This is a genomic window from Sphingomonas sp. (genome assembly GCF_048595155.1).
Lineage (GTDB): Bacteria > Pseudomonadota > Alphaproteobacteria > Sphingomonadales > Sphingomonadaceae > Sphingomonas_I.
This window is the reverse complement of the sequence record NZ_JBMDXN010000014.1, coordinates 41,210-63,293: the sequence shown is the minus strand read 5'-3', so window position 1 is coordinate 63,293 and position 22,084 is coordinate 41,210. Positions and strand designations below refer to the sequence as shown.

The following is a 22,084-nucleotide window of genomic DNA, read 5'->3' as shown; positions in this document are numbered from 1 at the left end:
TTCTTACTTGACCCGTTCGACCTGCTCGAATTCGAGCTCGACGGGGGTGGCGCGACCGAAGATCGACACCGAAACCTTCACGCGGCCACGATCGAAATCGAGCTCTTCGACCACGCCGTTGAAGCTCGCGAACGGGCCTTCCAGCACCTTCACCGAATCGCCGATATCATAATCGACCTTCAACTTGGCCTTGGGCTGCGCGACCGCCGCCTCTTCCTTCGTGTTGAGGATGCGCGCGGCTTCGGCATCGCTGATCGGCTGCGGACGACCGCTGGATCCCAGGAAGCCCGTGACCTTGGGCGTGTTCTTGACGAGGTGATAGACATCGTCGTTCATCGCCGCCTTCAGCAGCACATAGCCCGGGAAGAACTTACGATCGCTTGTCACCTTCTTGCCGCGGCGGACCTCGGTGACCTTTTCCGTCGGCACTTCCACCGATTCGACCAGCTGCTCGAGGCCCAGACGTCCGGCATCGGCAAGGATCTGATCCTTCACCTTGTTCTCGAAGCCTGAATAAGCGTGGATGATGTACCAGCGCGACATGTGTCGTTGTGATCCTGACCTTAAGAGGCGAGCGACAGAAGCTCGCGAACGATCCGGCTGAACGCCCAATCGACCGCGAAGAAGAAGATGCCGAGCGTCAGCGTCATGATGACCACCATTACGGCGGTCATCACCGTCTCGCGCCGGGTCGGCCAGACGACCTTGCCGGTCTCCGCCTTAACCTGGTTGACGAAGGTCGGGATATTGCTGAGCCATGCGCCCACGCCACCCTTGCTTGCCTCTGCCACGGTCTTCCTTTGCCACAAACGAAACCAAGCCCAGGCGGCAGCGCTCCCCCTGGAGGGAGGCCACCCTGGGCCAAACTCTTTCCCGAGCCTTCGGCGCAGGCCTTCCGGTCTGTGCCCGTCATCTTGCGATGGCAGGAGTGGAGGGACTCGAACCCACGGCCCTCGGTTTTGGAGACCGATGCTCTACCAACTGAGCTACACTCCTCCAGCTCGGGAGCGGAGGCGACATAGCGGTGGGGTCCGCGATGCGCAAGTAGGCCACATGATTCGTACGGAAGATCGGCGGGTAGCGCCGAAATGAACCGATTCGGCGCCGGTCCGATTTATCCACAGGAGAGCAAATCGAGCGAACGCGGACTCCGCCCACTTCATCGCACCGCGCTTTAACATCCGCGCACACCACCCCTATCCAACGCTCAACAGCGAGATCGGGGGATCATCCGAATATGTTACGACGCACCAAAGCGGCTTTTTGTTCCGTTCTTATGATCGCCGCTCTGTCGGTCCCGTCGGCTGCCAATGCGCAAACCTTCTGGCAGTGCGCCCCCTTCGCCCGGGTCTTTTCGGGGATCCAACTGTTCGGCGCCGCCGGCACCTGGTGGAAACAGGCGATCGGCAAATATGCCCAGGGTTCCTCGCCGAAGGCCGGCTCGGTCCTGGTGTTCAAGGCAATCGGTTCGATGCGCTCAGGCCATGTGGCGACCGTGACCCAGGTGATTTCCGATCGTATCATCAAGGTCACCCACGCCAATTGGGGCGTGCGCGGCAAGGTCGAGCGTGACGTGACCGTGATGGATGCGTCCGCCAATAACGATTGGAGCGCGGTCAAGGTCTGGTACGGTCCGATCCACGACATGGGGATCAAGGCCTATCCCACCTACGGCTTCATCTATTCCGGCGCCAAGGCCGTCGCCAAAGGTGCCGAGGCAGCTGCCGCCAAGGCGCTCAACTATGATGCGGACGCGATTGCCGGCTGAGCCGGGCAGCCCTTCAGATTCCTGTCGCGCCTGACAGCTAGCCTCCCCCGGGCTGGCACCTCAGGCCATTTCGCCCACACGAGCACGCTGATCGCGCTGGATCAGGCGCGAACGTAACGACATGCATCAGCCAGCGCACATGCCCGCCATGGCGCCTCAGTGAATTGTTTGCGCCGGCTGCGCCGGCGGCAGGAACCAGCGCGCGATGACCAGGGAAGAGGCGGACAGCATCGCCAGATCCGCGATCAAGGCATAGATCGCATAGCGCCAATCGCCATGCATCCAGATCGGGTCGCCAAGCAGGATCATCACCGTCGCGGCCCCGCTCAGCCCGATCGCCAGCCGCGCGCGGGACGCGAAGTCCGTCACCCGGTTCGCCACCGCCAACAGGCTCATGCCGATCATCAGCGACACGATGACCTCCTGGATCAGGCCGCCGATCATGGCCGCGGGATCGCTGCCCGCAAAGCCGCCGATATTGAAGTCGATCGTGGCGACCGGGCCCTTGCTATAGCCGTTCGCGCCGACCTGCGTCGCCGGATTGGGCACAACATAGCGCCCGGTGTGCGGCAAATTCTGCGCGAGGCTGAGTTGGACCGCCGCATTCTGGGCGTCATCTGCACGCGAATAACCGAGATATTGCAGCGGCGTGGCCCAGAAGAGGAAGCCCACGATGAACATCGCGATGCCGCCGACAAGGCTTCCGATGACGACCCGAACCATGTCGCGCTCCCCTCTTATGGAGCGCCTATCCTAGCTTAAGCCGTCTTGGGCGTCATCAGCTTGCGCACAAAGCCGATCAGGCCAGTCTGGCGCGATCGGCGCAGACGTTCCGCGATCAGGATGTGGCAGACCTGCGCGAAGCAAGATTCCACATCGTCGTTGATCAGCACATAATCATAGCCGTCCCAGTGGCTGATCTCCGAATTGGCGCGCGCCATCCGGCCTTCGACGACATTCTTGTCGTCGGTGCCGCGGCTCAGCAAGCGGCGCTCCAGTTCGTGGACCGAAGGAGGCAGGATGAAGACGCGCACGACGTCGCCCCCGGCCTGCTGATAGAGCTGCTGGGCGCCCTGCCAATCGATGTCGAACAGCACGTCGCGGCCTGCGGCCAGCATCGCCTCGACCGGGGCGCGCGGCGTGCCATAGCGGTGATCGAACACATGCGCCCATTCCATCAGCTCGCCGTCACCGACCATATCCTTGAAGGTCGGCACATCGACGAAATGATAATCGCGCCCGTCCACCTCGCCCGGCCGCATCGGGCGGGTGGTAACGGAAACGGAAAGGTCGATGTCCTTATCCGCGGCGAGCAGCATGCGCGCGATGGTGGATTTGCCGGCGCCCGAGGGCGACGACAGGACGAACAGGACACCACGACGATCAAGACCGGGAAGAGGCATGGCCGCTCTTGGCTTCGCCGCACGCGAAGGTCAACGTCGTGCGGCACATCCCGTCACGTCCGCGTGCCCGCGCAGGCGGCTCCGCAGCCCCTACCCCCGCGCACGCACCGGCGCATATTTGTTGTCGCGGCGGTGGCCGAGCATCATGCGATGCTCCAGCCGGGCGCAGAGCGCGCGATAATAATCGGTGAGGAAGCCCAGATCGTCGCCGTCGTCGGGAATGCCGGCCTTTTGCCGGATCGTGCTGGCCACTGTCGCCAGTGCATCCGGCCGCGCCCCGCGCAACACCGCTTCCAATGTCTGCAGTTCGTAGACGCCATAAAGATCGAGCGCGGCGTCGCTGAAGGTACGCTGGGAGGACGCAGCCGCCGGGGCATTGCCGATATCCTCGGCCAGGGTCGCCTGCATCGTCTGCACCACCCAGGTTCCGCCGACCAGATCGCCGACCCGCAAACGATCGCGGTTGAAGAGAGGAAAGAACAGCAGGATGCCGGTCCACATCAAGGCGAAGATGACCAGGAACGCATCGGCCGTGTTGCCGCCGACCTGATAGGCAAGGAAGGAGAGCGGCAGGAACACCTCGATCTCGCGCATCGCATTGCGCGCAACCACGGCGCCGCCGGTGAGCGGGCCGCCATCGCGTGCCACCACCCGCAGCCCGAGCAGGCGTTTGCCCGGAGTCGCACCGCGCCGGCCGATTTCGAACAACACGAACCAGCCGTTACGCAGGACGAAAAAGCCCAGCAGCCACAGGATAGCCAGCATGTCCCATTTGCTGCCGACAATCAGCAGCCCGATGGCAATGCTGCCGGCGACGAGCACGAGCAGCATCAGCACGCCATCGATCATGAACGCGGCGGCGCGCGCACCGGCAGAGCCGAGTTCCAGCCGCAGATCGACTCCCTCGGGCGTGATGAAGCCGCGCTGCAGCGTCTTCCCGGGCGCCGTCGGCGCGCGCTTACGATCCTTTCGGGCCATGTATTTTCCAGGGTGCGTAGAAATAGGTCAGCCAGCCGATCAGCATGGCGCTGCCGATCGCATAGCGCATCACATCCGACTGGATCGTCTGCCGCCCTATCCCTTCCAGCAATCCCGCCAGGATCAGCATTACCACCGCCCCACCCATCAGGACCGACGCCTGCCGGCCGGTAGCGAAGGCGAAGTCGGTACGGGCAGCCCGGCCTGGGAAGGCGATGGCGGTGCCGATCCGGAAGCCGGCGCCGCCGGCGAGGATCGTCGCGAAAATCTCGGTCGTGCCATGGATGAACAGCCAGCCGCCCGCCTCGAAGGCCAGCCCCTTGCTCGCGAACACCGCCAGGAAGGCGCCGAGCATCAGCCCGTTATACGCGATCAGCAAGGCGGTCGGGATGGCGAAGGCGAAGCCCAGCGCGAAGGCGAAGATGGCGATCTGGGCGTTATGGCTGAAGAGGGCGGTGGCGAAGATAGCCAGTCCCTTCTGACTGCCCGTGCCGTAGAGCGTCGCCCGCAGCGAGGACGCGCTGGCAGACGGATCGCGCCCGTTCGACATCTCGCCCGGCATGATCGAATAGAAGAAGGACGGATCGTGCATCACGAGCAGGAAGCCGGACAGCGCCGCGATGAACGTCAGCACCGCCGCGGCCAGCGTCTCCCGCCACAAGGATCGCGCCGCCGCCGGCCAACCGCTCGCGAAAAAATGAGCGAGCTGGCGCCAGAAGGAGGTCGGCACGCCGTAAATCTGGAAATAGGCGCGCGCGCAGAGCGCCTCGAGATAGGTCACCAACGCACGATCCAGCGACGTCTCACGTGCGACCGACAGCGACGATAGCGCCGCGCTATAGAGCAGCGGTAGCGCCATCAGATCGTCTTCGGTTAGGGCACGCGTGCCGCGGCGCTCGATCCGGTTGACGATATCTTCCAGCCGGCGCCAGTCCTGCTCATGCGCAGCCCGGAACCGGCTGGCATTGACCATCACCTTGCCCGGCGCATCGCCGATCAGCGCGCTCACAATATGTCCTTGCGCTTGAGGTCGACATAGGTTGCGATCAGCTTCTCGGCGACCTGGCCGTAGGGACTTTCGATGACGTGGGCGCCCAGGTGCCGCAGCCGCAGCAGCACCAGCTGCCGATCCCGCAACAACGCGGCCGAGGTGACCGCCCGGGTAATATCGTCCGCGTCGCGTGGCATCGTGTCGACCAACGCTTCGAGCGCCTCATCGCGCAGCACGACGACCAACAGCAGGTGCGTGTTCATGAGGCGGGCCGACGCGCGCACCATGAACTCGGCCGAGGTAAGATCGGCAAATTCCGTGAACAGCACGATCATCGACCGTCGCTTGAGCATGCCGGCCAGGCTGGTCAGCGCGAAAGTATAATTCGTTTCCTCACTGCTATAGTCGATATCACCGGCGAGCCGCTGCAACTCGCCGAACGAGGCCGTTCCGCCGATCAGGCCGGATGCGATGCGCGGCCGGTTGTCGAAGGCGTGCAGCGCAACCCGATCACCCAGCTTCAGCACGATCCACGCCATCAGCAGCATCGCCGTCACCGCGCGGTCGACGCGCGGCAGGCCCGCGAGCGGCTCGCTCATCTGGCGGCCGCTATCGACCGCGAACACGATCTGGCTGTTGCGTTCCGAACGGAATTCCTTGGCGTGCAACTTGCGGTGGCGGGCCGACTGCTTCCAGTCGATGGCGCGCCGATCCATGCCCGACCGGAACTCCACCAGCGCGTCGAAATCGACACCGTCGCCGCGATCGACCTGGGTCAGCAGGCCCTGCAGCGCATGACGTTCGAAGATGCGCGCCCCCTGTTCGCGCACCGGGCGCACGTCCGGCATCACCAGCGTGGTCAGCGCCGCTTCGCGCTGGACCTGTTTCCAGACGAGCCCCAGCGGCCCCTTCCAGCGCAGCCACATGCGATCGACCTGGGCCTTGCCGCGCCGCACCGCCAGGATCGGCAGCACAGCCATACCCTTCCCGCCCGTCAGCGGCAGCCAGAGCCGCCCCTCGTCGGCCATCAGCAACAGCGGATCGTTGGCAAGCGCGATCTCGCACCAGGCCGGCGCGCCGGCCCCGGCCACCAAAACCTCCACGGCCGCGTCGGCATCGCCGCCCACCGGCGCCGTCCGCGGCAGGGTGACCTGCAGCGTGGCACGGCGCGGATGCGGCCCCATGAGCGCATCGATCGCCGCCAGCAGCAGGATGGTCAGCGGCCAGGCGAGGCCGGCATACCAGGCCCCCGGCAGCAGCACGCCGATCAGCAAGGCAATGGGCACGCCCGCCGCGCATGCGAAGATGGCGAGCCGCGTCGGGCTGATCACCGCGGCGCCTCGATCGTCGCGATGATCCCCATCACGACCTCCTCGACCGTACGGCCGTCAATCTCCGCGGCCGGCGCCAGGATCAGGCGGTGGCGCAGCAGGGCCGGGCTCAGCGCCTTGACATCGTCGGGTATGACGAAGTCGCGGCCGTCCATTGCCGCCCGCGCGCGCGCCGCGCCCGCCAGCATTGCGCCCGCGCGCGGGCTGGCCCCGCTTTCCAGATCGGCGACGCTGCGCGTGCCGCGCACCAAAGCAGCGATATAATTCACCACCTCCTCGACCACCCGGATCGCGGCGACGGCCTCGATCGCCGCAGCGATTGCAGCGCCATCGGCGCGGCGTTCGACGCCCCAATCCTCTGGCGACATGGCGGCCTTGCGCGCGCCATGAGCGGCGATGATCCGGCGTTCTTCGTCTTCGCTCGGATAATCGACACGCTGCTTGAACAGGAACCGGTCCAGCTGCGCTTCGGGCAGCGGATAGACGCCCTGCTGTTCGATCGGGTTCTGCGTCGCGATCACGGTGAAGCGATCGCCCAGCGGCAGGCTTTCGCCGTCGATCGTCACCGTACGCTCCTGCATCGCCTCCAGCAGCGCCGCCTGCGTCTTGGGGGGTGTGCGGTTGATCTCGTCCGCCAGCAGCAGATCCGTGAAGATCGGGCCGCGCGTAAGCGTGAAGGTGGACGTCTGGAAGTTGAACAGATTGGCGCCGATGATATCGCCCGGCATCAGGTCCGGCGTGAACTGGATCCGCCCGAAGCCGAGGCCGATGGCGCGGGCGAAGCTGTGCGCCAGCAATGTCTTGGCGGTTCCCGGCGGCCCTTCCAAAAGGATATGGCCGCCTGCGAACAAGGCGACTAGCATCAGATCGACAGTCTCCTCCTGGCCGACGACCGCCTTGGCAACCTCGGCCCGGATGGAGGCGGCGAGCGCCTGTACTTCGTCGACCGTCACCTTTGTCTCTCCTTCTGCCACTTGTAGAGTGCCTGGGCCGCCTCGATCATCGCGGTGCGATCCGCCGCGTCCGTGGCAGCCCGCGCCAATTCGCTGAAGCGCCGGCCGCGCGGGCCGCTCAATTTGTCGAGATGCGCGTCCAGCGCGGCATCTTTCAGCCGGGTGGGTATGCCGAAGATCGCGACGGCCCGGTCGCGGATGACCTGCACATAGCGACTGCCCAACAGGCGTTCCCGCCCCGCGCGCCGGATCAGCTTGGCGCTGTTTTCGACCAGCACCGCTTTGCCGAAGCCCATCGTGCGGGTTCGCGGCCGCACCGGGCCGAACCGGCCGACCGCGTGCCAGCCGGTCAGCAGCAACACCACGACCAGCGCCAGGGTTGCAGCCAGGAAGGGCGGCGTGAAGGCGAGCTTGAGCGGGCTGGACGACCGGCCGAAGCCATTGGTCGTCACGTCGAAGGAGATGGACGAGGCATTGGTGGCGTTCAGCCAGTCCAGCATCGACAGCGTCTGTTCGACCTGACGCAGATTGGTGATCCCGGCGTTCGACATCAGATCCGGGTCGGCCAGCAGATAGAGCGGGCCGCGGCCGTAGCGGGCCAGCACGATCCCGCCCTGCCGGTCCGTCAGAAGAGGTATCAGGTCGGCGACCTCGCCGCTGCGCTGCCGCTGCCCGGTAATCACCTGCAGCACGCGGGGCGCCGCCGGGCGGATGGTCGGATCGAACCCGTTCGCGGGCAGAAGAAGGTCGCGCCCGCTCGTCCGCTTGCGCGCGATCTGGAAGAGGACTTGCGGCGCAAGCATCCGCGCCGGATCGGCGGCGGGCAGCAAGGCATCGACATGGACCCACCCGATATGCTTGCGATCCGGCGAAACAGCCCATTTTGGGAAGATGAGCAGGGTCGGCTTGCGAGACCGCCCCTGCAGCACCGGCGACAAATCCTGGATGCCATGATCGGGCGTCGCCACGAGCAGATCGCGCGTTCCCAGCTGGTGCACGTTGCGCACGATGACAGGATTGCGGCCGGTTTCCGCGGCGAGCCGGACGATGCCCTTGAAACCGTTCGCCGCATTGGAAAGCGCGTGGGCGCCGCCGTTCCGCCCCGAGCGCAGATCAGGCGAATAGGCGGCCAGGACAAGCATGCCGGCAAAGCCCAATATGCCGATGATCAGCATCAGCGCGACGGTGCGCGTCCGGAAGGCGTCGCCACCGCCGTTCCGCGCGGCGCGGCCGATCGGGACATCGCTCATGCTGCCCCCGTCCAGCTTGGCTGGCGCGCAAAGTCGGCATAGGCCGCGCGGCACGATGACCATTCGTCCGCTTCGACCGGACGCCCGCCAAACAGGCTGCGTTCGACCACCGCCGCGATCGTCGCGAACAATTCACGCGCCCGCGATGGCACGGCGGGGGCCTGCGCCAGATCCCGGCTCGTCAGCGCCGGCTTGACCAGGCCCGGCCGACGCTGGCCGATATCTTCAACGCTGCGCAGCAGCAGGTGGTGGGCTGCCTCGGCATAGAGCCCACGTGCCGCGAGCGCATCTGCCTCCTCCAGCCACGCACGCGCAGGCGCTGCCTCCGGTCGCCATTCCTCCTCGTGCGCCGCCTCCTCTTCGCCGGTCGCCTTGCGACGCCGCCATTTGGGCCAACGCCAGCCGCCCTCACGGATCCGTGTGACGATCATCCACAGCAAGGCCGCGGCCGCGGCGATCAGCACCAGCCACAGGATGATCTGCGCATAAGGCAGATCGGGAAAGATGCTGCCGATCCACCGGAAGAAGCGGTTGATCGGCGCGAAAAAATCCTCAAGCCATTGCGCGAAATGGCCCTTGCCCGCCGCGGGTGGCTTGGGCGGCGGAGGCCGCCGCTGCAGCGTGAATTGGATGTCGGGATCGGCGCGCAAGGCGCGGTGGGCCGCTGCCAGGCGTTCGGCGGCCGTCAGCTGATTCGGTTCCGCGATGACCTGCCCCCAAGCTCAGCTTGCAAGCCTGTGTATCGCAAGCCGGCCCGACCGCAACGTAGAAAATAGACACTATCCAAAAAAGCCGCAGAAAGTGCGTATGAATGGCGCCTTGCTGACCTCTCATTTTATGGGCAGATCACTGTTGGCAGCCTCGTCCTCCCCAACGTCGCGGTTGGCTTTGGAGAAGAAATCGGGTGGCAACGCAGGCTTCAAGCGGCGGAACGATGCTGATCAGCGATGTCATCCGCCGCACGACGAACCTCGTGCGGCACAATCCTTTAGCGGTGTTCGGCCCTGTCTGTCTGCTGGAAGCCCTGCAAGCCTTGATCGCTTCGGATCCCTACGCGCTTTTGGCCTATCAGGGTTTTTACGGCGGCAGCCTGACGGTCGCCACGCTCCTGTCCTTGCTGGCGATCCTGATCGGCCTGGTGACGCAGGCCGTGGTGCAAGCCTGTGTCACTGCGGCCATGTTGGCGGAGGGGGAGGGCCGCAAGGCGAGCCTGGCGGAGTGCCTGCGCCTTGCCACGCGCCGCTTCCTGCCCCTGATCCTTGTGAGCACGCTTACGTCGCTTGCCATCGGATTGGGCGTGCTGATGCTCGTGGTTCCGGGTCTGCTCATCGCGACCATGTGGTTCCTGGCCGCGCCCGTCACCGCCTTCGAAGACGCGAGCATCTCCAAATCCTTCAACCGCAGTCAGGATCTGACCCGCGGCTCCCGCTGGAAAATATTCGCGCTGCTCCTGATCATCCTCTGCGTGATGATCGTCCTTGCCGCGGTTGAGACGCTTCTGGAATCCTTTGTCGGGTTGATCAGTCCCAGCCTACGCATGATTGCCAGTCCGGTACTGACCGTCGTCCTGGCCTGCTTCACGACGAGCGTACCTGCCATCGTCGCCAGCGCCACCTATGTCGAGCTGCGCGATCTTCACGGCGGTGGTCCGACGGCCGTGCTCGGGAGGGTCTTCCAGTAACCCATATTTCCATGACCTGGGGCCGCAAGTCGCCCTCGCGGACATTTACTGCCGTCGCGATCCTGATCATTTTGCTGGCAACGGCGGCGATCCTGTTCGCGATGGGGCGGCCGCCGATCTGCACCTGCGGCCATGTCGCCCTGTGGCATGGCGCGATCGACGCCGGGAACAGCCAGCATCTGCTGGATTATTACTCCGCCAGCCACCTTATCCACGGTTTCCTTTTCTATGGCGCCGGCGCCTTGCTGCTCCGCCGCGTCGGTGCACCGCTCCGCCTGATCCTTGCCACGCTGGTGGAAGCGAGTTGGGAGTTGCTGGAAAATTCGCCGATGGTGATCGACCGCTACCGCTCCGCCACGATAGCGCTGGGGTATAGCGGCGACAGCATCGTCAACTCGCTGTCCGACATCGCCTTCATGATGGTGGGCTTCGCCCTGGCGCGGCGCCTGCCGATCTGGGCGACCATCGCCATTGCGGTGGTACTTGAGCTGGTGACTCTGGCGCTGATCCGCGACAATCTCATGCTCAATATTCTGATGCTGCTCTGGCCGATTGAGGGGATCCGGCAATGGCAGGCAGGATGAAGGGGGTAAGATGAAACTAAGTTTGGCAATCACCGGCGCGCTCGCACTGGTTCTGGCGGCATCGGCCTCGGCGAAGGATATCGTCATCCACGCGGGGACGCTGATCGACGGCACCGGCAGCGCGGCGCGGCGCCAGGTTTCGATCCTGATCCATGACGATCGCATCCAGGCGATCCAGCCGGGCTTCGTCACGCCCGCCGGCGCCGAGGTGATCGACCTGTCGCAAAAGACGGTGCTGCCCGGCCTGATCGATTGCCATGTCCACATCCTGTCGACCTGGCATGGCGGCGATCCGATCCGGCTGGCGGTGACGACCAGCGATTACGATATGCTGATCGATGGCGTGAAGGATGCGCTTGCGACCCTGCTTGCCGGCTTCACCAGCATTCGCGACGTCGGCGGATCGACCACGGCCGTGGTCGCGCTGAAGAAGGCGGTGAATGCCGGCAGCATTCCGGGCCCACGCATGTGGGTCGCCGGCAATCCGCTCGGGCCGACCGGCGGCCATGGCGATCCCGCCAACGGCCTCCTGCCCGAATTCGGCGATATTCCCGGCTGGCGGCAAAGCCTGATCGACAGCCCGGAAGAGGCCCGCACCACTGTGCGCCGGCTGTGGCGTGCCGGCGTCGATCTTATCAAGATCATGCCGTCGGGCGGCGTCATGTCGATCGGCGACGATCCCAAGCTGCAATTGATGGAGGATGACGAGATCAAGGCGGTCATCGAAACCGCCCATTCGCTCGGCATGAAGGTTGCGGCCCACGCCCATGGCAAGCAGGCGATCGACCATACGATCGCGCTCGGCGTCGATTCCATCGAGCATGGCAGCTATGCCGATGCCGAGAGCTATAAATTGTTCAAACAGCACGGCACCTACCTCGTGCCGACGATGCTGGTGGGTCAGCGCGTCTACGAACGCGCCAAGGTCCATCCCGAACAGCTCAACCCCTCCACCGCCGCCAAGGCGCTGATTATCGGCCCCTTGCTCCAGAAGAACCTGCACGATGCGCATGCGGCCGGCGTGAAGATCGCGTTCGGCACCGACACGTTCGGCCTGTCGGCGCATGGCGAAAACGCGCAGGAGTTCGCGATCGAGGTGGCCGCCGGGATGACGCCGATGGACGCGATCCTCACCGCGACGCGCAATGCCGCCGATCTGATCGGCGCCAGTGCGGACATCGGCTCGGTCCAGCCCGGCCGCTATGCCGACATCATCGCGGTCAGCGCCGATCCCCTGAAGGAGGTTCGCGCGCTGGAGCAGGTGGAGTTCGTGATGAAGGGCGGGGCCGTGGTGAAGGCGGGCGGCAAGCCGCTCTGACGCCGGCCGGCTATTTGATCGTGAAGAGGATCTGATCCGCCGCCTTGCCGTCGCTGCCGACCAGCGCGAGCCGATGCGCGCCGGGCGGCGGCAGGATGGTCGGGGTCTCCGTCGCGTCCCCCAGATCGTGGGCATCCAACCGCCAGCGTTGGCCGGGGCTTACCCCGACGGCGGCAAAGCGGATGCGCTGATGCGCGGTCGGGATATCCGGATCCAGTGCGTAGACGCTGCCCGAGACGGGGCTGACAATATGCGGCCGCCGCGCAGCTGGCGGCGCCTGGGCAAGGATCGTCTGCCCGGTATTGCCCAGGAAATATTCCGGGCGCGCCGGCTCGACCGCGCCCGCGAAGCGCACCATCCGCGCATGGACTTGCGGCACCATTGCCGGCGCGCGGCCCGGCCGGTCGCGATGCAGCGCCAGCATGATCTCCCGCCAGATCGGCGCGGCGCCGCTGGTGCCCGAGACATGCGTCATGCTGTCGCCTTCGGCATTGCCGACCCATACGGCAACGGTGAAGCGATCGGAAAAGCCGACGCACCAATTGTCCCGCATCGCCTTCGACGTACCCGTCTTGGTCGCCGCCCAGAAGGGCAGGCGCAGGGCGGAATCCAGACCGAACGTCACCGATCGGGCATTGGCGTCCGCCAGGATGTCATCGACGATCCAGGCCGCGCCCGGCGCCATCACGGGCCGGCGTGTGCCAACCGGATCATCCAGGCGCAAGCGTAGCGGCCGGTAAAAGCCGGCATCGGCCAGCGTGCGATAGGCCGCCGCCTGTTCGAGCAGGGTAACCTCGGCCGATCCGAGCGCCAGGCTGAAGCCGTAATAGGCGCCATCCTCGGTCAGGCCGCGATAGCCCAGGTCCCACAAGCGGTCCCGGAAATCCTCGACGCCATCGACCAACAGCGCACGAACGGCCGGCACGTTCAGCGATCCGGCCAAGGCGGTCCGCACGCTGACCGGCCCCTTATATTGATGGTCGTAATCCTTGGGCACATACAGGCCGGAAGCGGTGTCCAGTTCGACCGGCAGATCGTCGAGGATCGATGCGGCGGTCAGGTAGCCGCGCTCGATCGTATGTCCGTACAGAAAGGGCTTCAGCGTCGATCCGGCTTGCCGCGGCGCCGCGGCATTGTCGACATGCGACGCGGTGGAGGAGCCGCCGTCGACCCCGCCGACATAGGCCAGTACGTCGCCGGTGCGATTGTCTACCACGATGACCGCGCCGTCGCGCACACGCTCGCTCCCCAGACCTAGCAGTTGGTGCCGCAGCGCGGTGGCGGCGATCACCTGCACGCCCGTGTCGAGCGTGGTGGTCACGGTCTCGCCGGGCTTGGACAGAAGCCGCACCGCCAGATGCGGCGCCAGATTGGGATCGTCGGCGCCGCTTTGCATGCGCGCGACCATCCCTTCGGCCTCGGCCAGCATCATCGTGCAATCGGCGCGTTTGCCGATGCGGCAGGCGCGCCGCGCAATCCGTCCCGCATCGGCCTGCGGCGCGGGCAATTGTGCCGCCAGCAACAGCGCCTGATCGCCATCCAGCATGTCCGGCGCCTTGCCGAACAGCGCGCGCGACGCCGCCCCGATCCCCTGATTCTCCCCCCGGAAGGAGGCGAGGTTCAGATAGGCCTCCAGGATCTGATCCTTCGACCAGCCGGCCTCGATCGCGTGCGCTGCCCGGATCTGGCGAAGCTTGCCGCGCAGCCCGCGCGTCCCGGGGTCGCCCAGCTCCGGTGCGAGAAAGCCAGCGAGCTGCATCGTAAGCGTGCTCGCGCCGCGGGCATGGCGGCCCCGCACACTCGCCCAGGCCGATCCGATCATGCCGGTCCAGTCGACCCCGCCATGCGCCCGGAAACGGCGATCCTCGCCCGCAACGATCGCATCGCGCACCGCCGGGGCGATTTTGGCGAGCGGCACCCATTCCAGTCGCCGCACCGAATAATCAACCCGGATCATATCCAGCAGCCGGCCGTGGCGATCGCGCAGCCAGGCTTCGCTCGACCGCCAGTCGCTGCGCGCCTGTGCATAGTCCGGCATGGCCGGCGGGTGCGTCCACACCATCAGCCCGATGATCGCGAGCACGGGCAGCACCAGCCAAAGGGTCGGCCGGCGCCGCAGCCAACCCAGCCCGGCCAGGAGGGGATCGATCACGGCACGATGGTCAACGGCCGGTTGGGCAGGGCCGCGTGGATTTCGGGCGAATACATCGCCTCGACCTTGGTCGGCGGCAATTGCAGGCGCCCGGTGCCGTTCAGCCGTACCGCATATTCCACCGTCGATCGGCCCTTTGGCATCCAGCCGAAATAGCCGCGCCAGGCATCCAGACCCTGCTCGACATAGGAAGGATAGGCCGATCCGCCATTCGCCTGCGCCGCGAGCAACGCCGATTGGCCGCCATTGGCACCCAGGATCGAGGCGCCGGCGGGGATCGGATCCTCCACCACCACCCAGGTCCGGTCGACCGGTGCGTCCACCGTGATCCGAACGCGGATGACGTCGCCGCGGCTGATCTGGTCCGGGCGACGGCGCTGCAGGAAAGTCACCTCCCGGCTGACGCGATAGCCAGCGAACAGCGGGGCCTTCAGCGGCACTGCGGCGCGCACCGACACCGTCGCCCACGGACCGGCGCCACCATCATGGCGCAGCAAGAGCGATCCTGGTGCCGCGGGCAGCGGGAAGCGCAGGGTGGGCGGCTGCAGTCCGCTGCTGGTCAGGCTGCGCCCGCCCAGGCTGGCGGTCGTCAGGCCGCTCCCCGAACCGGGATAGGCGGTTGTGAACCGGTGGGCCGCAATCGTGCCCCAGGCATTGGCGGGCGTCGTATCCCAATGGCCTTGCCGTTGCCGCAGCGCCACGCCCACCATCATGCGTGCCGCTTCGGACTCCCACCCGGGGCGGCCGGTGACGGCAAGCAGCGCCTTGATCGCCATTTCGTCGTCGCTGACCATCATCCACCAGGGCGCGGCCGCCCCATCGGTCAGGTCGAGGCGCGTGCCTTCATAGACGATCCGGCTGCGTATCGCGGCTTCGGCGGCGGCGATCCGGGCCGGATCGACCCCGTTGGTGCGGCTCAGGGTCACCAGCCAGTCGGCGAGTGTCGCGGTCGGCATGTCGCCAAGCGGCATCGCCAACTGATCGATCATCCCCGGCGTGGCCGCTCCGTTGCGGGCGAGCGCCGCAAGCGCCGCGATCCGAAGCAGGCGGCTATCCCCACGATTGGTGCCGTCTTCGGTCACGCGGCCCTCGACGACGCCACGCAACGCCTCGATCAGGGACGCCTTGGGTCCATCGGGCCACGGCAGCCCGGCATCGGCGGTGATGGACAGGGCATAGGCCGTGAGCGCGATGGAACCCGGCTCTTCCGGTGAGGGCCAATAATGGAGCAGACCATTCCGCGCCACGTAGAGCGGCAGAGCATCCATCTGCTTGGCCCAGGCGGTGCGGTCGTTCAGCGCGATCGCCTTGGACAGCCGCTGCTCGAAGCACCCGTAAGGATAGGCCAGCATATAGCTGCGGACACCTGCCAAGGGCGGCGCCGGGGATGCCATCAACGCGACATCGACGCCGCCGCGACCGGGGAGCGATCCGCCGGGCGCGCCGACCGGCACGCTGGTGCCGCCGCCGACACGCACCAGCGTCGCCGCCCAGACCTGATCCGGCACGGCCGGCACGATCTGCTGATCGACCGCGACGCGATCATTGGCGCGTCCATCGGCCGATCGAGCGGTCACTGTCCAGCGCAAGCTCGCATGGGCCAACGGCGCGGTCAGCCGCCACGTCACCGGAACCGCGCCGCCCGCCGGCACTGTCACCGTCAGCGCACCGCCCCGGGCGATCGCCGGCGCCAGCGCGACGTTGGCGGTCACCGTCATCGGCCGGTCGGTGCCGTTACGCAGCGTGAAGGTCGCGCCGTAGAAGTCGCCTGATCGCACCAGCGGCGGCAGGCCGGCATAGATGGTCAGATCCTGTACGGTGCGGATGTTGGCACTGCCGGTGCCGAACAGATTGTCTCCCGCAGTGGCAATCGCGACCAGCCGGTAGGAGGAAAGCGCATCGGCAAGCGGCACATCCAGAAGCGCACGCCCCTGTCCGTCCAGCTTGACCCGCCCGCGCCACAGCAGCACCGGCCGGAAGTCCGATCGTGTCAGCGAAGACAGGTCCCCGCCGCCGCCGCCGCCGCTCGCAACCGCCTTCAAACCATAATGACGCTTGCCGACCACCTGCATCTGCGCGGTCGACGTCAGGACCGACAAGGGGCGTTCGCCCATCATCTTCGACAGCACATCCCAGGAATCGTTGGGCGACAGCTGCAGCAACGCCTCATCCACCGCCGCGAAGGCGATTTCAGCCGACTTGGGCGGTTTGCCGTCCGGTCCGAGCACACGCACGCCCACCCGGGCATGATCCCGCACACGATAGCGTGTATGATCGGGCTGGACGGAGACGCGTAGCTGGTGCGCCTCCCATCCGACCGCGACCTTGGCCATACCGATCCGGTAGGCGGGCTTGGCCAAGTCGACCAAGGCTGTTGGATAGGCGCCGTCTCGACTGAAGAAGGGCAGATTCCAACGCCGTGCCAGATCGGCGAGCCACAACCGCCATCCGGCAATCCGCCCCCGGACCGCCATGACAGAGATATAGACGTCGGGCGCGTAGGCGCCTGGCAGCGGCACATCCACCACCGGATCCTTGCCGGAGATGGTCGTGACGAAGGAGGAGAGCACGCCTTCGCGCTCCACCGTGACCAGCGCCGTCGCCTTGCGGAACGGCATGCGCACCTGGACATGCGCGGTCGCGCCGGCGCGATAGGATTTTGCATCGGCGATCACGTCCATGCGATCGCCATTATCGCCGCCGAACCACCAATCGTCATCGCCGGCGAGCCAGACGGAGGTGACCGCGCGTGCCTCATTGCCCTGATCGTCCTGGGCTGTCGCCACCGCGATCACCTCGCCGGACACGCCAGGATCCAGCGTGCATTCGGCCAGGCCCTGGGCATCGGTCTTGGCACTGCACTTCGCGCCGATCCGGGTCGTCTTCGCGCTATTGTCGAAGGCGTAGAAGCCGCCGATCAGCCGACGCCGCGCCGATATCACCTCACGCGTATAGAGCGTCACCGCGACGCGCCGGCCAGCCAGCACCTTGCCATCGGCGCTCAGCGCCACCAGCTTGAGGCGCATCTCGCCCTCCCGCTGCATCCAGCCGTCGGGCTTGACGCCAAGGCGCACGGCGGACGTATAAAGTGGAATCGTGGTCGAGGTGGTCAGCGTCTCGCCATTGGCATCGTCATAATCCATCTCGACCGTCATCTTGGTCGCATCGGTCAGCTTGGGCAGATCGATCGTGGTGCGCAGCGCGCCATGCGCATCAAGCGCGAGCGGTAAGGTGCTGGACGAAGGAGGTGTTGGCTGACCCAGATCATTCTGGTCGTCGTCCAGCGGGACCGTGCCTTCCTTCACCGCCGCGCCGCCGAAGGTCCAGCCATCCCATCCCGCCGGCGCGTCGGATAAGGTTTCATATGCGGTACGCAAACGCACGGGCGCATTGGCCGCCCCGCCACCCGACAGATACCCGACATACAGATCGAGTGGCAGGCGCTTGGGCTGGACCGCAGGTGTACGGGGGCCGCTGATGCTCGCCCGCATCGTCGGCAGACGATATTCGTCGACCCGGATCGATTGGCCGGTGCTCTCGCTCGCCTCGCCGATCTTTAACGTCAGATCATAGTCACCGGTGGGCGCCCCCTTGGGGGGCGTCCATGCGCTCTCGCCAATCCCGGCGCGATCGAGCGTGACCGGCACATCGAATTCCATGTCCGATCCGCGATGCTTGAACTGCAGCGTACCGCGCACCGCACCGCCGGAGCGGAATCCGGTGAGCGTCTGCCGACGATAGACATGCTTCATGTGCACGGTTTCGCCCGCGCGCAGCAGCGTCCGGTCGAAGATCGTATGGAGGATCGGTTCGGGCGCGCTCCAGCCATACGGAAGGTCGAAATTCCACGGCCGGATGCCGTCCCCCCAACTCGTCATCACGAACGACAAATCGCCGTCCTTGCGCGCCACGACGATCAGTGGCGACCCATCGCTATCGCACGAGTCGGTCGTCGACGGGTCGGGCAAGTTGCGGATCTGCAGGCGGCCGGTCTGATCCGTCTTGGCAGAGGCGAGTTTGCGACCGCTGCAACTGTCGGTCACGCTGATCAGCGCGTCCGCCACCGGCTTGCCCGTATCCAGCGCGGTGACCCAGGCGAGCGAAGTCCCCCGGCCCCATTTGAAATGGACCGCCATGTTGGTCACGAGCGCGGTTGCCGCAACATAGCGGGTCGCGCGTCGCCCGAGCAGCGCCTGACCCAGCTTCGGGCTGGCCAATTCGACGACGTAGAAGCCAGACTTTTCCAGCGGAATGCCGACCACTTCCATCTTGCGGCCGCCGGCGGGGAGCGGAAGAGTGAGCGGCGTCCCGCGATCGCGTCCGGTTAGAACGGGCCTGTCGCCGGTATGGTTTATCGCGACGCTTTCGCCGTCGCCCTTCTTTTCATATTTATAGTCATCCGCCTGCGCCTTGGTCACGCGCTGGAGCCAGCGGGCGATCGCGGCATCATCGTCGTCGGCCACACGAACCTTGGCGCCCGAGACCGCAGCGACATTGCCCATCAGGCGCGGCTCGACACTACGCACGGTCACCGGCAGCACGCCGCCTTCGCGCGCTTCCAAGATGCCGAACGGCGCAGCGAACTTCACGAGGGGCGGCGATTCGGCGATCTCGAAGTCGAGCGGAAACCGCTCGGCATTGGCGAGAGGTCTGCCGCTTTGATCCCGCAGGTCCGTGGGGACGATCAGCTTCGCGGTGATCGACGGCGGGAAGGGCGCGGCAAAGCTCACCGACTCCACTGTTGGCGTGCTCGATTTATCGGCGGTGGGCGCGACCTGCTTCTGCCCGGTCGCGATACGCAGCTTCATGGCATCGGCACGCGCGACCGGCGCGCTGAATTCGACCGTGATCGCCTCGACCGGGCTGCAGCCGGCATTGGCATTGACCCGCGAACAGGTCAGCCGCGCGGTGAACTGCTTGCGGACGCTGAAATCGAAGCGATGATCCTCGCCCACGGCATGGCCGCTCGGGCTGCGGATCGACGCGCCCCACACCAAAGCCATGTCACGCCCCGGCGGCAACGGCCGGCGACATTTCAGCGCGACGATATTGGCCAGCGCCGCCCGGCGCAGCTTGGGATCCTGGGGCAAAGGTTGCGGCAGGCCGGCCGTTTCCAGGAAATTCCGCGCCTGCCAGCTACTGCCCAGCGCCGGCAGGATCTTCCCCGGCGTGTCGGGGGGAAGCAGATCTACCGCGATCCGCTCGCCGATCCCGTCGACCGCACAATAGGCGCCGGCGGCGACGGAGGCGCGATCGACCGGTCCATTGGCAGCCACGAAGAAGGTCTGATTTTCCTCGATCTCGCCGCCGGACGGCAACAACGCCAATGCCGCTGGCCCACCGCTGTCGATCGGGAAACGGCGCGTGCCCGTTACACTGGCGCCGGTGACATCCGTCAGATCGTCGCGCAGCGTCGCAGCGCAGGACAGACCGGCCGGCAACGGCCGGGCAAATTCCCAGACGAAGGTCTGCGGATCGACCCAGCGTCCGCTCCCCTCCACCGGGCATGTCACGGTAAGCGGCGCCGGCCCCTGGCCTAACGGTACCATCGCGCCCGAAAAGCGCAGTGTGAAGCGGGTGATGCCGGCCATATCCCGGCCGATAATCGCGTTTATGACGCTGGGAGGGTTGCTGCCGAACACCCCCAGCGGCAGGATCAGAGCCAGCATCAAGATGACCCAGCTCAAGCCCTTGCGCATTCTATTCTCCCCCTGCGCGATCACCTTGCGCGCAAACGCTTTGCCCGTCTAGACGGCGAACCGTGTATTTTTAGAGACAGAATGCATCGATCGGGCCATTATCGTGGCAGCGCAACATGTTGGGAGAAACTCACTCCATTTGCGACAAGTCGTCGGAACTATCACGCTGCGACAGGCGCTTGTCAAAGCGGTGGCCTAGACCGGCTGCCTTATTTGTGGCGCGATGCCGCGCTAAGGCGCGGAAAAGATTGAAGGAGGCGGCATGGCTGACACGCGCAGCAGCGAAAACAGCAAGAGCGATGGACAAAGCGACAAGCGACGCTCTCGCAACAAGAATGTCGGCGCCGCGGCGACCGGTGTGGCGATCGGGATCGGATCGGCGGCACTAGTCGCAGCCTTGCTCTATGCCAACCGACCCAAGGATGACAAAAAGGCCGAGACGCTGACCGATCCGCGGTTCGAACCTCGCGAGTCCTGATGAATGTCGGCCGCGCCTAGCGGCCGATCATCCGCTCCGGCAGGACCACCCGGTCGAAGGTTTCCGCATCGACCAGCTCCAGCGCGAGGCCCGCTTCCTTCAGGGTCAGCCCTTCATAGTGGGCGTGCTTGGCGATCTTTGCGGCATTGTCATAGCCGATCTCCGGCGCAAGTGCCGTCACCAGCATTAGCGATCGATCGAGCAGCGAAGCAATCCGTTCGCGGTCCGGCTCCAGCCCCTCCAGCGCACGCTCGCGGAAGCTTTCCATGCCCACCGCCAGCAGCTCGACCGAGCGCAGCACGTTGGCGCCGATCAGCGGCTTGAAAACGTTCAGCTCCATATGGCCCTGCAGGCCGCCGACCGTGATCGCGACATTATTGCCCATCACCTGCGCCGCCACCATGGTCAGCATCTCGCACTGGGTCGGGTTCACCTTGCCCGGCATGATCGAGCTGCCCGGCTCGTTTTCCGGCAGCTTCAGTTCGCCAAGGCCGCAGCGCGGGCCGGAGCCCAGTAGCCGGATATCGTTGGCGATCTTGCTAAGCGCGACCGCCAGCACATTGAGCGTGCCCGAAAGATGCACCAGCGCGTCGTTCGAAGCTAACGCTTCGAACTTGTTGGGGGCGGTAACGAAGGGGAAGCCGGTGATGGCCGCGATCTCGGCGGCAATCTCTTCGGCAAAGCCTGGGGGTGCGTTCAAGCCGGTCCCGACCGCGGTGCCGCCCTGTGCCAATTGATACATGCCGTTGGTGATGACCGGCTCGATCCGCTTGCGGCTGCGCGCGACCTGCGCCGCATAACCGGAAAATTCATCCCCCAGCGTCAGCGGCGTCGCATCCTGCAGATGGGTGCGGCCAATCTTGATGATATCGTCCCAGGCGCGGGCCTTGTCCTCCAGTGTCGCCAGCATGCCGTCCAGCGCCGGGAACAACCGGTCGTTCACCGCGCGCGCGGCAGCGATGTGCAAGGCCGTCGGAAAGCTGTCGTTGGACGACTGGCTCATGTTGACATGATCATTGGGGTGGACCGGCGTCTTGCCGCCGCGCGTACCCGCCAGTGCCTCGTTGGCGATCCCCGCGATCACTTCGTTGACGTTCATATTCGATTGGGTGCCGGAGCCGGTCTGCCAGATTACCAGCGGGAATTGATCGTCATGCTGGCCGGCAACGACAGCCGCAGCCGCCTGCTCGATCGCGTCGGCAATCCGGCCGTCCAGGCCATGCTTGCGATTCACCCGCGCCGCCGCCTGCTTCACGATCGCCAGCGCATGGATGATGCCGATCGGCATCTGCTCGCGCGGGCCGAACGGGAAATTCTCGATCGAGCGCTGGGTCTGGGCGCCCCAATAAGCGTGGGAGGGAACTTCGATTGGGCCGAAGCTGTCGGTTTCCGTGCGTGTGGTCATAAGGGTCCCTCGCGATCCTGGGCTGCCTTAGGTAGGTCATCCCTCGCCAATGGCGAGGACAAAAAGCACTAACCCCCGATCCCGCTGCCGGGA

18 protein-coding genes and 1 tRNA gene are annotated in these 22,084 nt (G+C 65.9%); 5 read left to right on the top strand and 14 right to left on the bottom strand.

Annotated features, from left to right (window positions below; all coding sequences use genetic code 11):
* Positions 1–3: 3 nt before the first annotated feature.
* From nusG to ACOJSI_RS03180, 3 genes are all read right to left on the bottom strand, one after another.
* Positions 4–543 (bottom strand): transcription termination/antitermination protein NusG, encoded by a 540-nt coding sequence (nusG, locus tag ACOJSI_RS03190; RefSeq protein ID WP_420136810.1) that lies wholly within the window; start codon positions 541–543, stop codon positions 4–6.
* 20 nt (positions 544–563) lie between these two features.
* A complete protein-coding gene (gene secE / locus ACOJSI_RS03185; protein WP_420136809.1) occupies positions 564–791 on the bottom strand; it encodes a preprotein translocase subunit SecE in 228 nt (75 codons plus the stop codon).
* Positions 792–920: 129 nt separating this feature from the next.
* Positions 921–996 (bottom strand) — tRNA-Trp (locus ACOJSI_RS03180).
* A gap of 241 nt (positions 997–1,237) precedes the next feature.
* On the opposite strand from ACOJSI_RS03180, the gene ACOJSI_RS03175 reads away from it, so the two are divergent.
* Positions 1,238–1,768, top strand: coding sequence for a CHAP domain-containing protein (locus tag ACOJSI_RS03175; protein WP_420136808.1), 531 nt, complete (start codon positions 1,238–1,240; stop codon positions 1,766–1,768).
* 156 nt (positions 1,769–1,924) lie between these two features.
* Here ACOJSI_RS03175 and ACOJSI_RS03170 read toward each other — a convergent pair whose 3' ends face one another.
* The 8 genes from ACOJSI_RS03170 to ACOJSI_RS03135 all read right to left on the bottom strand — a co-directional run bounded on the left by ACOJSI_RS03170 (position 1,925) and on the right by ACOJSI_RS03135 (position 9,324).
* On the bottom strand, positions 1,925–2,491 hold the full coding sequence (locus ACOJSI_RS03170; protein ID WP_420136807.1) for a hypothetical protein: 567 nt from the start codon (positions 2,489–2,491) through the stop codon (positions 1,925–1,927).
* Positions 2,492–2,526: 35 nt separating this feature from the next.
* Positions 2,527–3,171, bottom strand: coding sequence for a guanylate kinase (gmk, locus tag ACOJSI_RS03165; protein ID WP_420136806.1), 645 nt, complete (start codon positions 3,169–3,171; stop codon positions 2,527–2,529).
* A gap of 90 nt (positions 3,172–3,261) precedes the next feature.
* Positions 3,262–4,149 (bottom strand): RDD family protein, encoded by an 888-nt coding sequence (locus ACOJSI_RS03160; RefSeq protein WP_420136805.1) that lies wholly within the window; start codon positions 4,147–4,149, stop codon positions 3,262–3,264.
* Complete coding sequence (locus tag ACOJSI_RS03155) at positions 4,130–5,158, bottom strand: stage II sporulation protein M (protein ID WP_420136804.1); 1,029 nt, start codon at positions 5,156–5,158, stop codon at positions 4,130–4,132. The genes ACOJSI_RS03160 and ACOJSI_RS03155 overlap by 20 nt, the downstream gene beginning before the upstream one ends.
* Complete coding sequence (locus tag ACOJSI_RS03150) at positions 5,155–6,471, bottom strand: DUF58 domain-containing protein (RefSeq protein WP_420136803.1); 1,317 nt, start codon at positions 6,469–6,471, stop codon at positions 5,155–5,157. Before ACOJSI_RS03150 ends, ACOJSI_RS03155 begins: the two co-directional genes overlap by 4 nt.
* Positions 6,468–7,424 carry an AAA family ATPase gene (locus ACOJSI_RS03145; protein ID WP_420136802.1) on the bottom strand — a complete coding sequence of 319 codons (957 nt, stop codon included), beginning with the start codon at positions 7,422–7,424 and terminating at the stop codon, positions 6,468–6,470. The genes ACOJSI_RS03150 and ACOJSI_RS03145 overlap by 4 nt, the downstream gene beginning before the upstream one ends.
* On the bottom strand, positions 7,421–8,674 hold the full coding sequence (locus ACOJSI_RS03140) for a hypothetical protein (RefSeq protein ID WP_420136801.1): 1,254 nt from the start codon (positions 8,672–8,674) through the stop codon (positions 7,421–7,423). Before ACOJSI_RS03140 ends, ACOJSI_RS03145 begins: the two co-directional genes overlap by 4 nt.
* On the bottom strand, positions 8,671–9,324 hold the full coding sequence (locus ACOJSI_RS03135) for a DUF4129 domain-containing protein (RefSeq protein ID WP_420136800.1): 654 nt from the start codon (positions 9,322–9,324) through the stop codon (positions 8,671–8,673). Before ACOJSI_RS03135 ends, ACOJSI_RS03140 begins: the two co-directional genes overlap by 4 nt.
* Before the next feature lie 284 nt (positions 9,325–9,608).
* Here ACOJSI_RS03135 and ACOJSI_RS03130 point away from each other — a divergent pair, with 284 nt between their 5' ends.
* The 3 genes from ACOJSI_RS03130 to ACOJSI_RS03120 are packed head-to-tail and all read left to right on the top strand — an operon-like array spanning position 9,609 to position 12,257.
* The gene (locus ACOJSI_RS03130; protein WP_420136799.1) at positions 9,609–10,355 is read left to right on the top strand and encodes a hypothetical protein; all 747 of its coding nucleotides are present in this window, start codon (positions 9,609–9,611) and stop codon (positions 10,353–10,355) included.
* Positions 10,356–10,366: 11 nt separating this feature from the next.
* Positions 10,367–10,939: a DUF2585 family protein gene (locus ACOJSI_RS03125; RefSeq protein WP_420136798.1), complete on the top strand. Its 573-nt coding sequence runs from the start codon at positions 10,367–10,369 to the stop codon at positions 10,937–10,939.
* A 10-nt stretch (positions 10,940–10,949) separates the two neighbouring features.
* Positions 10,950–12,257 (top strand): amidohydrolase family protein, encoded by a 1,308-nt coding sequence (locus ACOJSI_RS03120; protein WP_420136797.1) that lies wholly within the window; start codon positions 10,950–10,952, stop codon positions 12,255–12,257.
* A 10-nt stretch (positions 12,258–12,267) separates the two neighbouring features.
* Here the strand turns inward: ACOJSI_RS03120 and pbpC are convergent, their stop codons facing one another.
* Both pbpC and ACOJSI_RS03110 read right to left on the bottom strand, forming a co-directional pair.
* The gene (pbpC, locus tag ACOJSI_RS03115; RefSeq protein WP_420136818.1) at positions 12,268–14,319 is read right to left on the bottom strand and encodes a penicillin-binding protein 1C; all 2,052 of its coding nucleotides are present in this window, start codon (positions 14,317–14,319) and stop codon (positions 12,268–12,270) included.
* 86 nt (positions 14,320–14,405) lie between these two features.
* Positions 14,406–20,108 (bottom strand): alpha-2-macroglobulin family protein, encoded by a 5,703-nt coding sequence (locus ACOJSI_RS03110; protein WP_420136796.1) that lies wholly within the window; start codon positions 20,106–20,108, stop codon positions 14,406–14,408.
* Positions 20,109–20,370: 262 nt separating this feature from the next.
* Here ACOJSI_RS03110 and ACOJSI_RS03105 point away from each other — a divergent pair, with 262 nt between their 5' ends.
* Positions 20,371–20,586 (top strand): hypothetical protein, encoded by a 216-nt coding sequence (locus ACOJSI_RS03105; RefSeq protein ID WP_420136795.1) that lies wholly within the window; start codon positions 20,371–20,373, stop codon positions 20,584–20,586.
* A gap of 16 nt (positions 20,587–20,602) precedes the next feature.
* Here ACOJSI_RS03105 and fumC read toward each other — a convergent pair whose 3' ends face one another.
* Positions 20,603–21,991 (bottom strand): class II fumarate hydratase, encoded by a 1,389-nt coding sequence (fumC, locus tag ACOJSI_RS03100; RefSeq protein ID WP_420136794.1) that lies wholly within the window; start codon positions 21,989–21,991, stop codon positions 20,603–20,605.
* Positions 21,992–22,084: the final 93 nt, after the last annotated feature.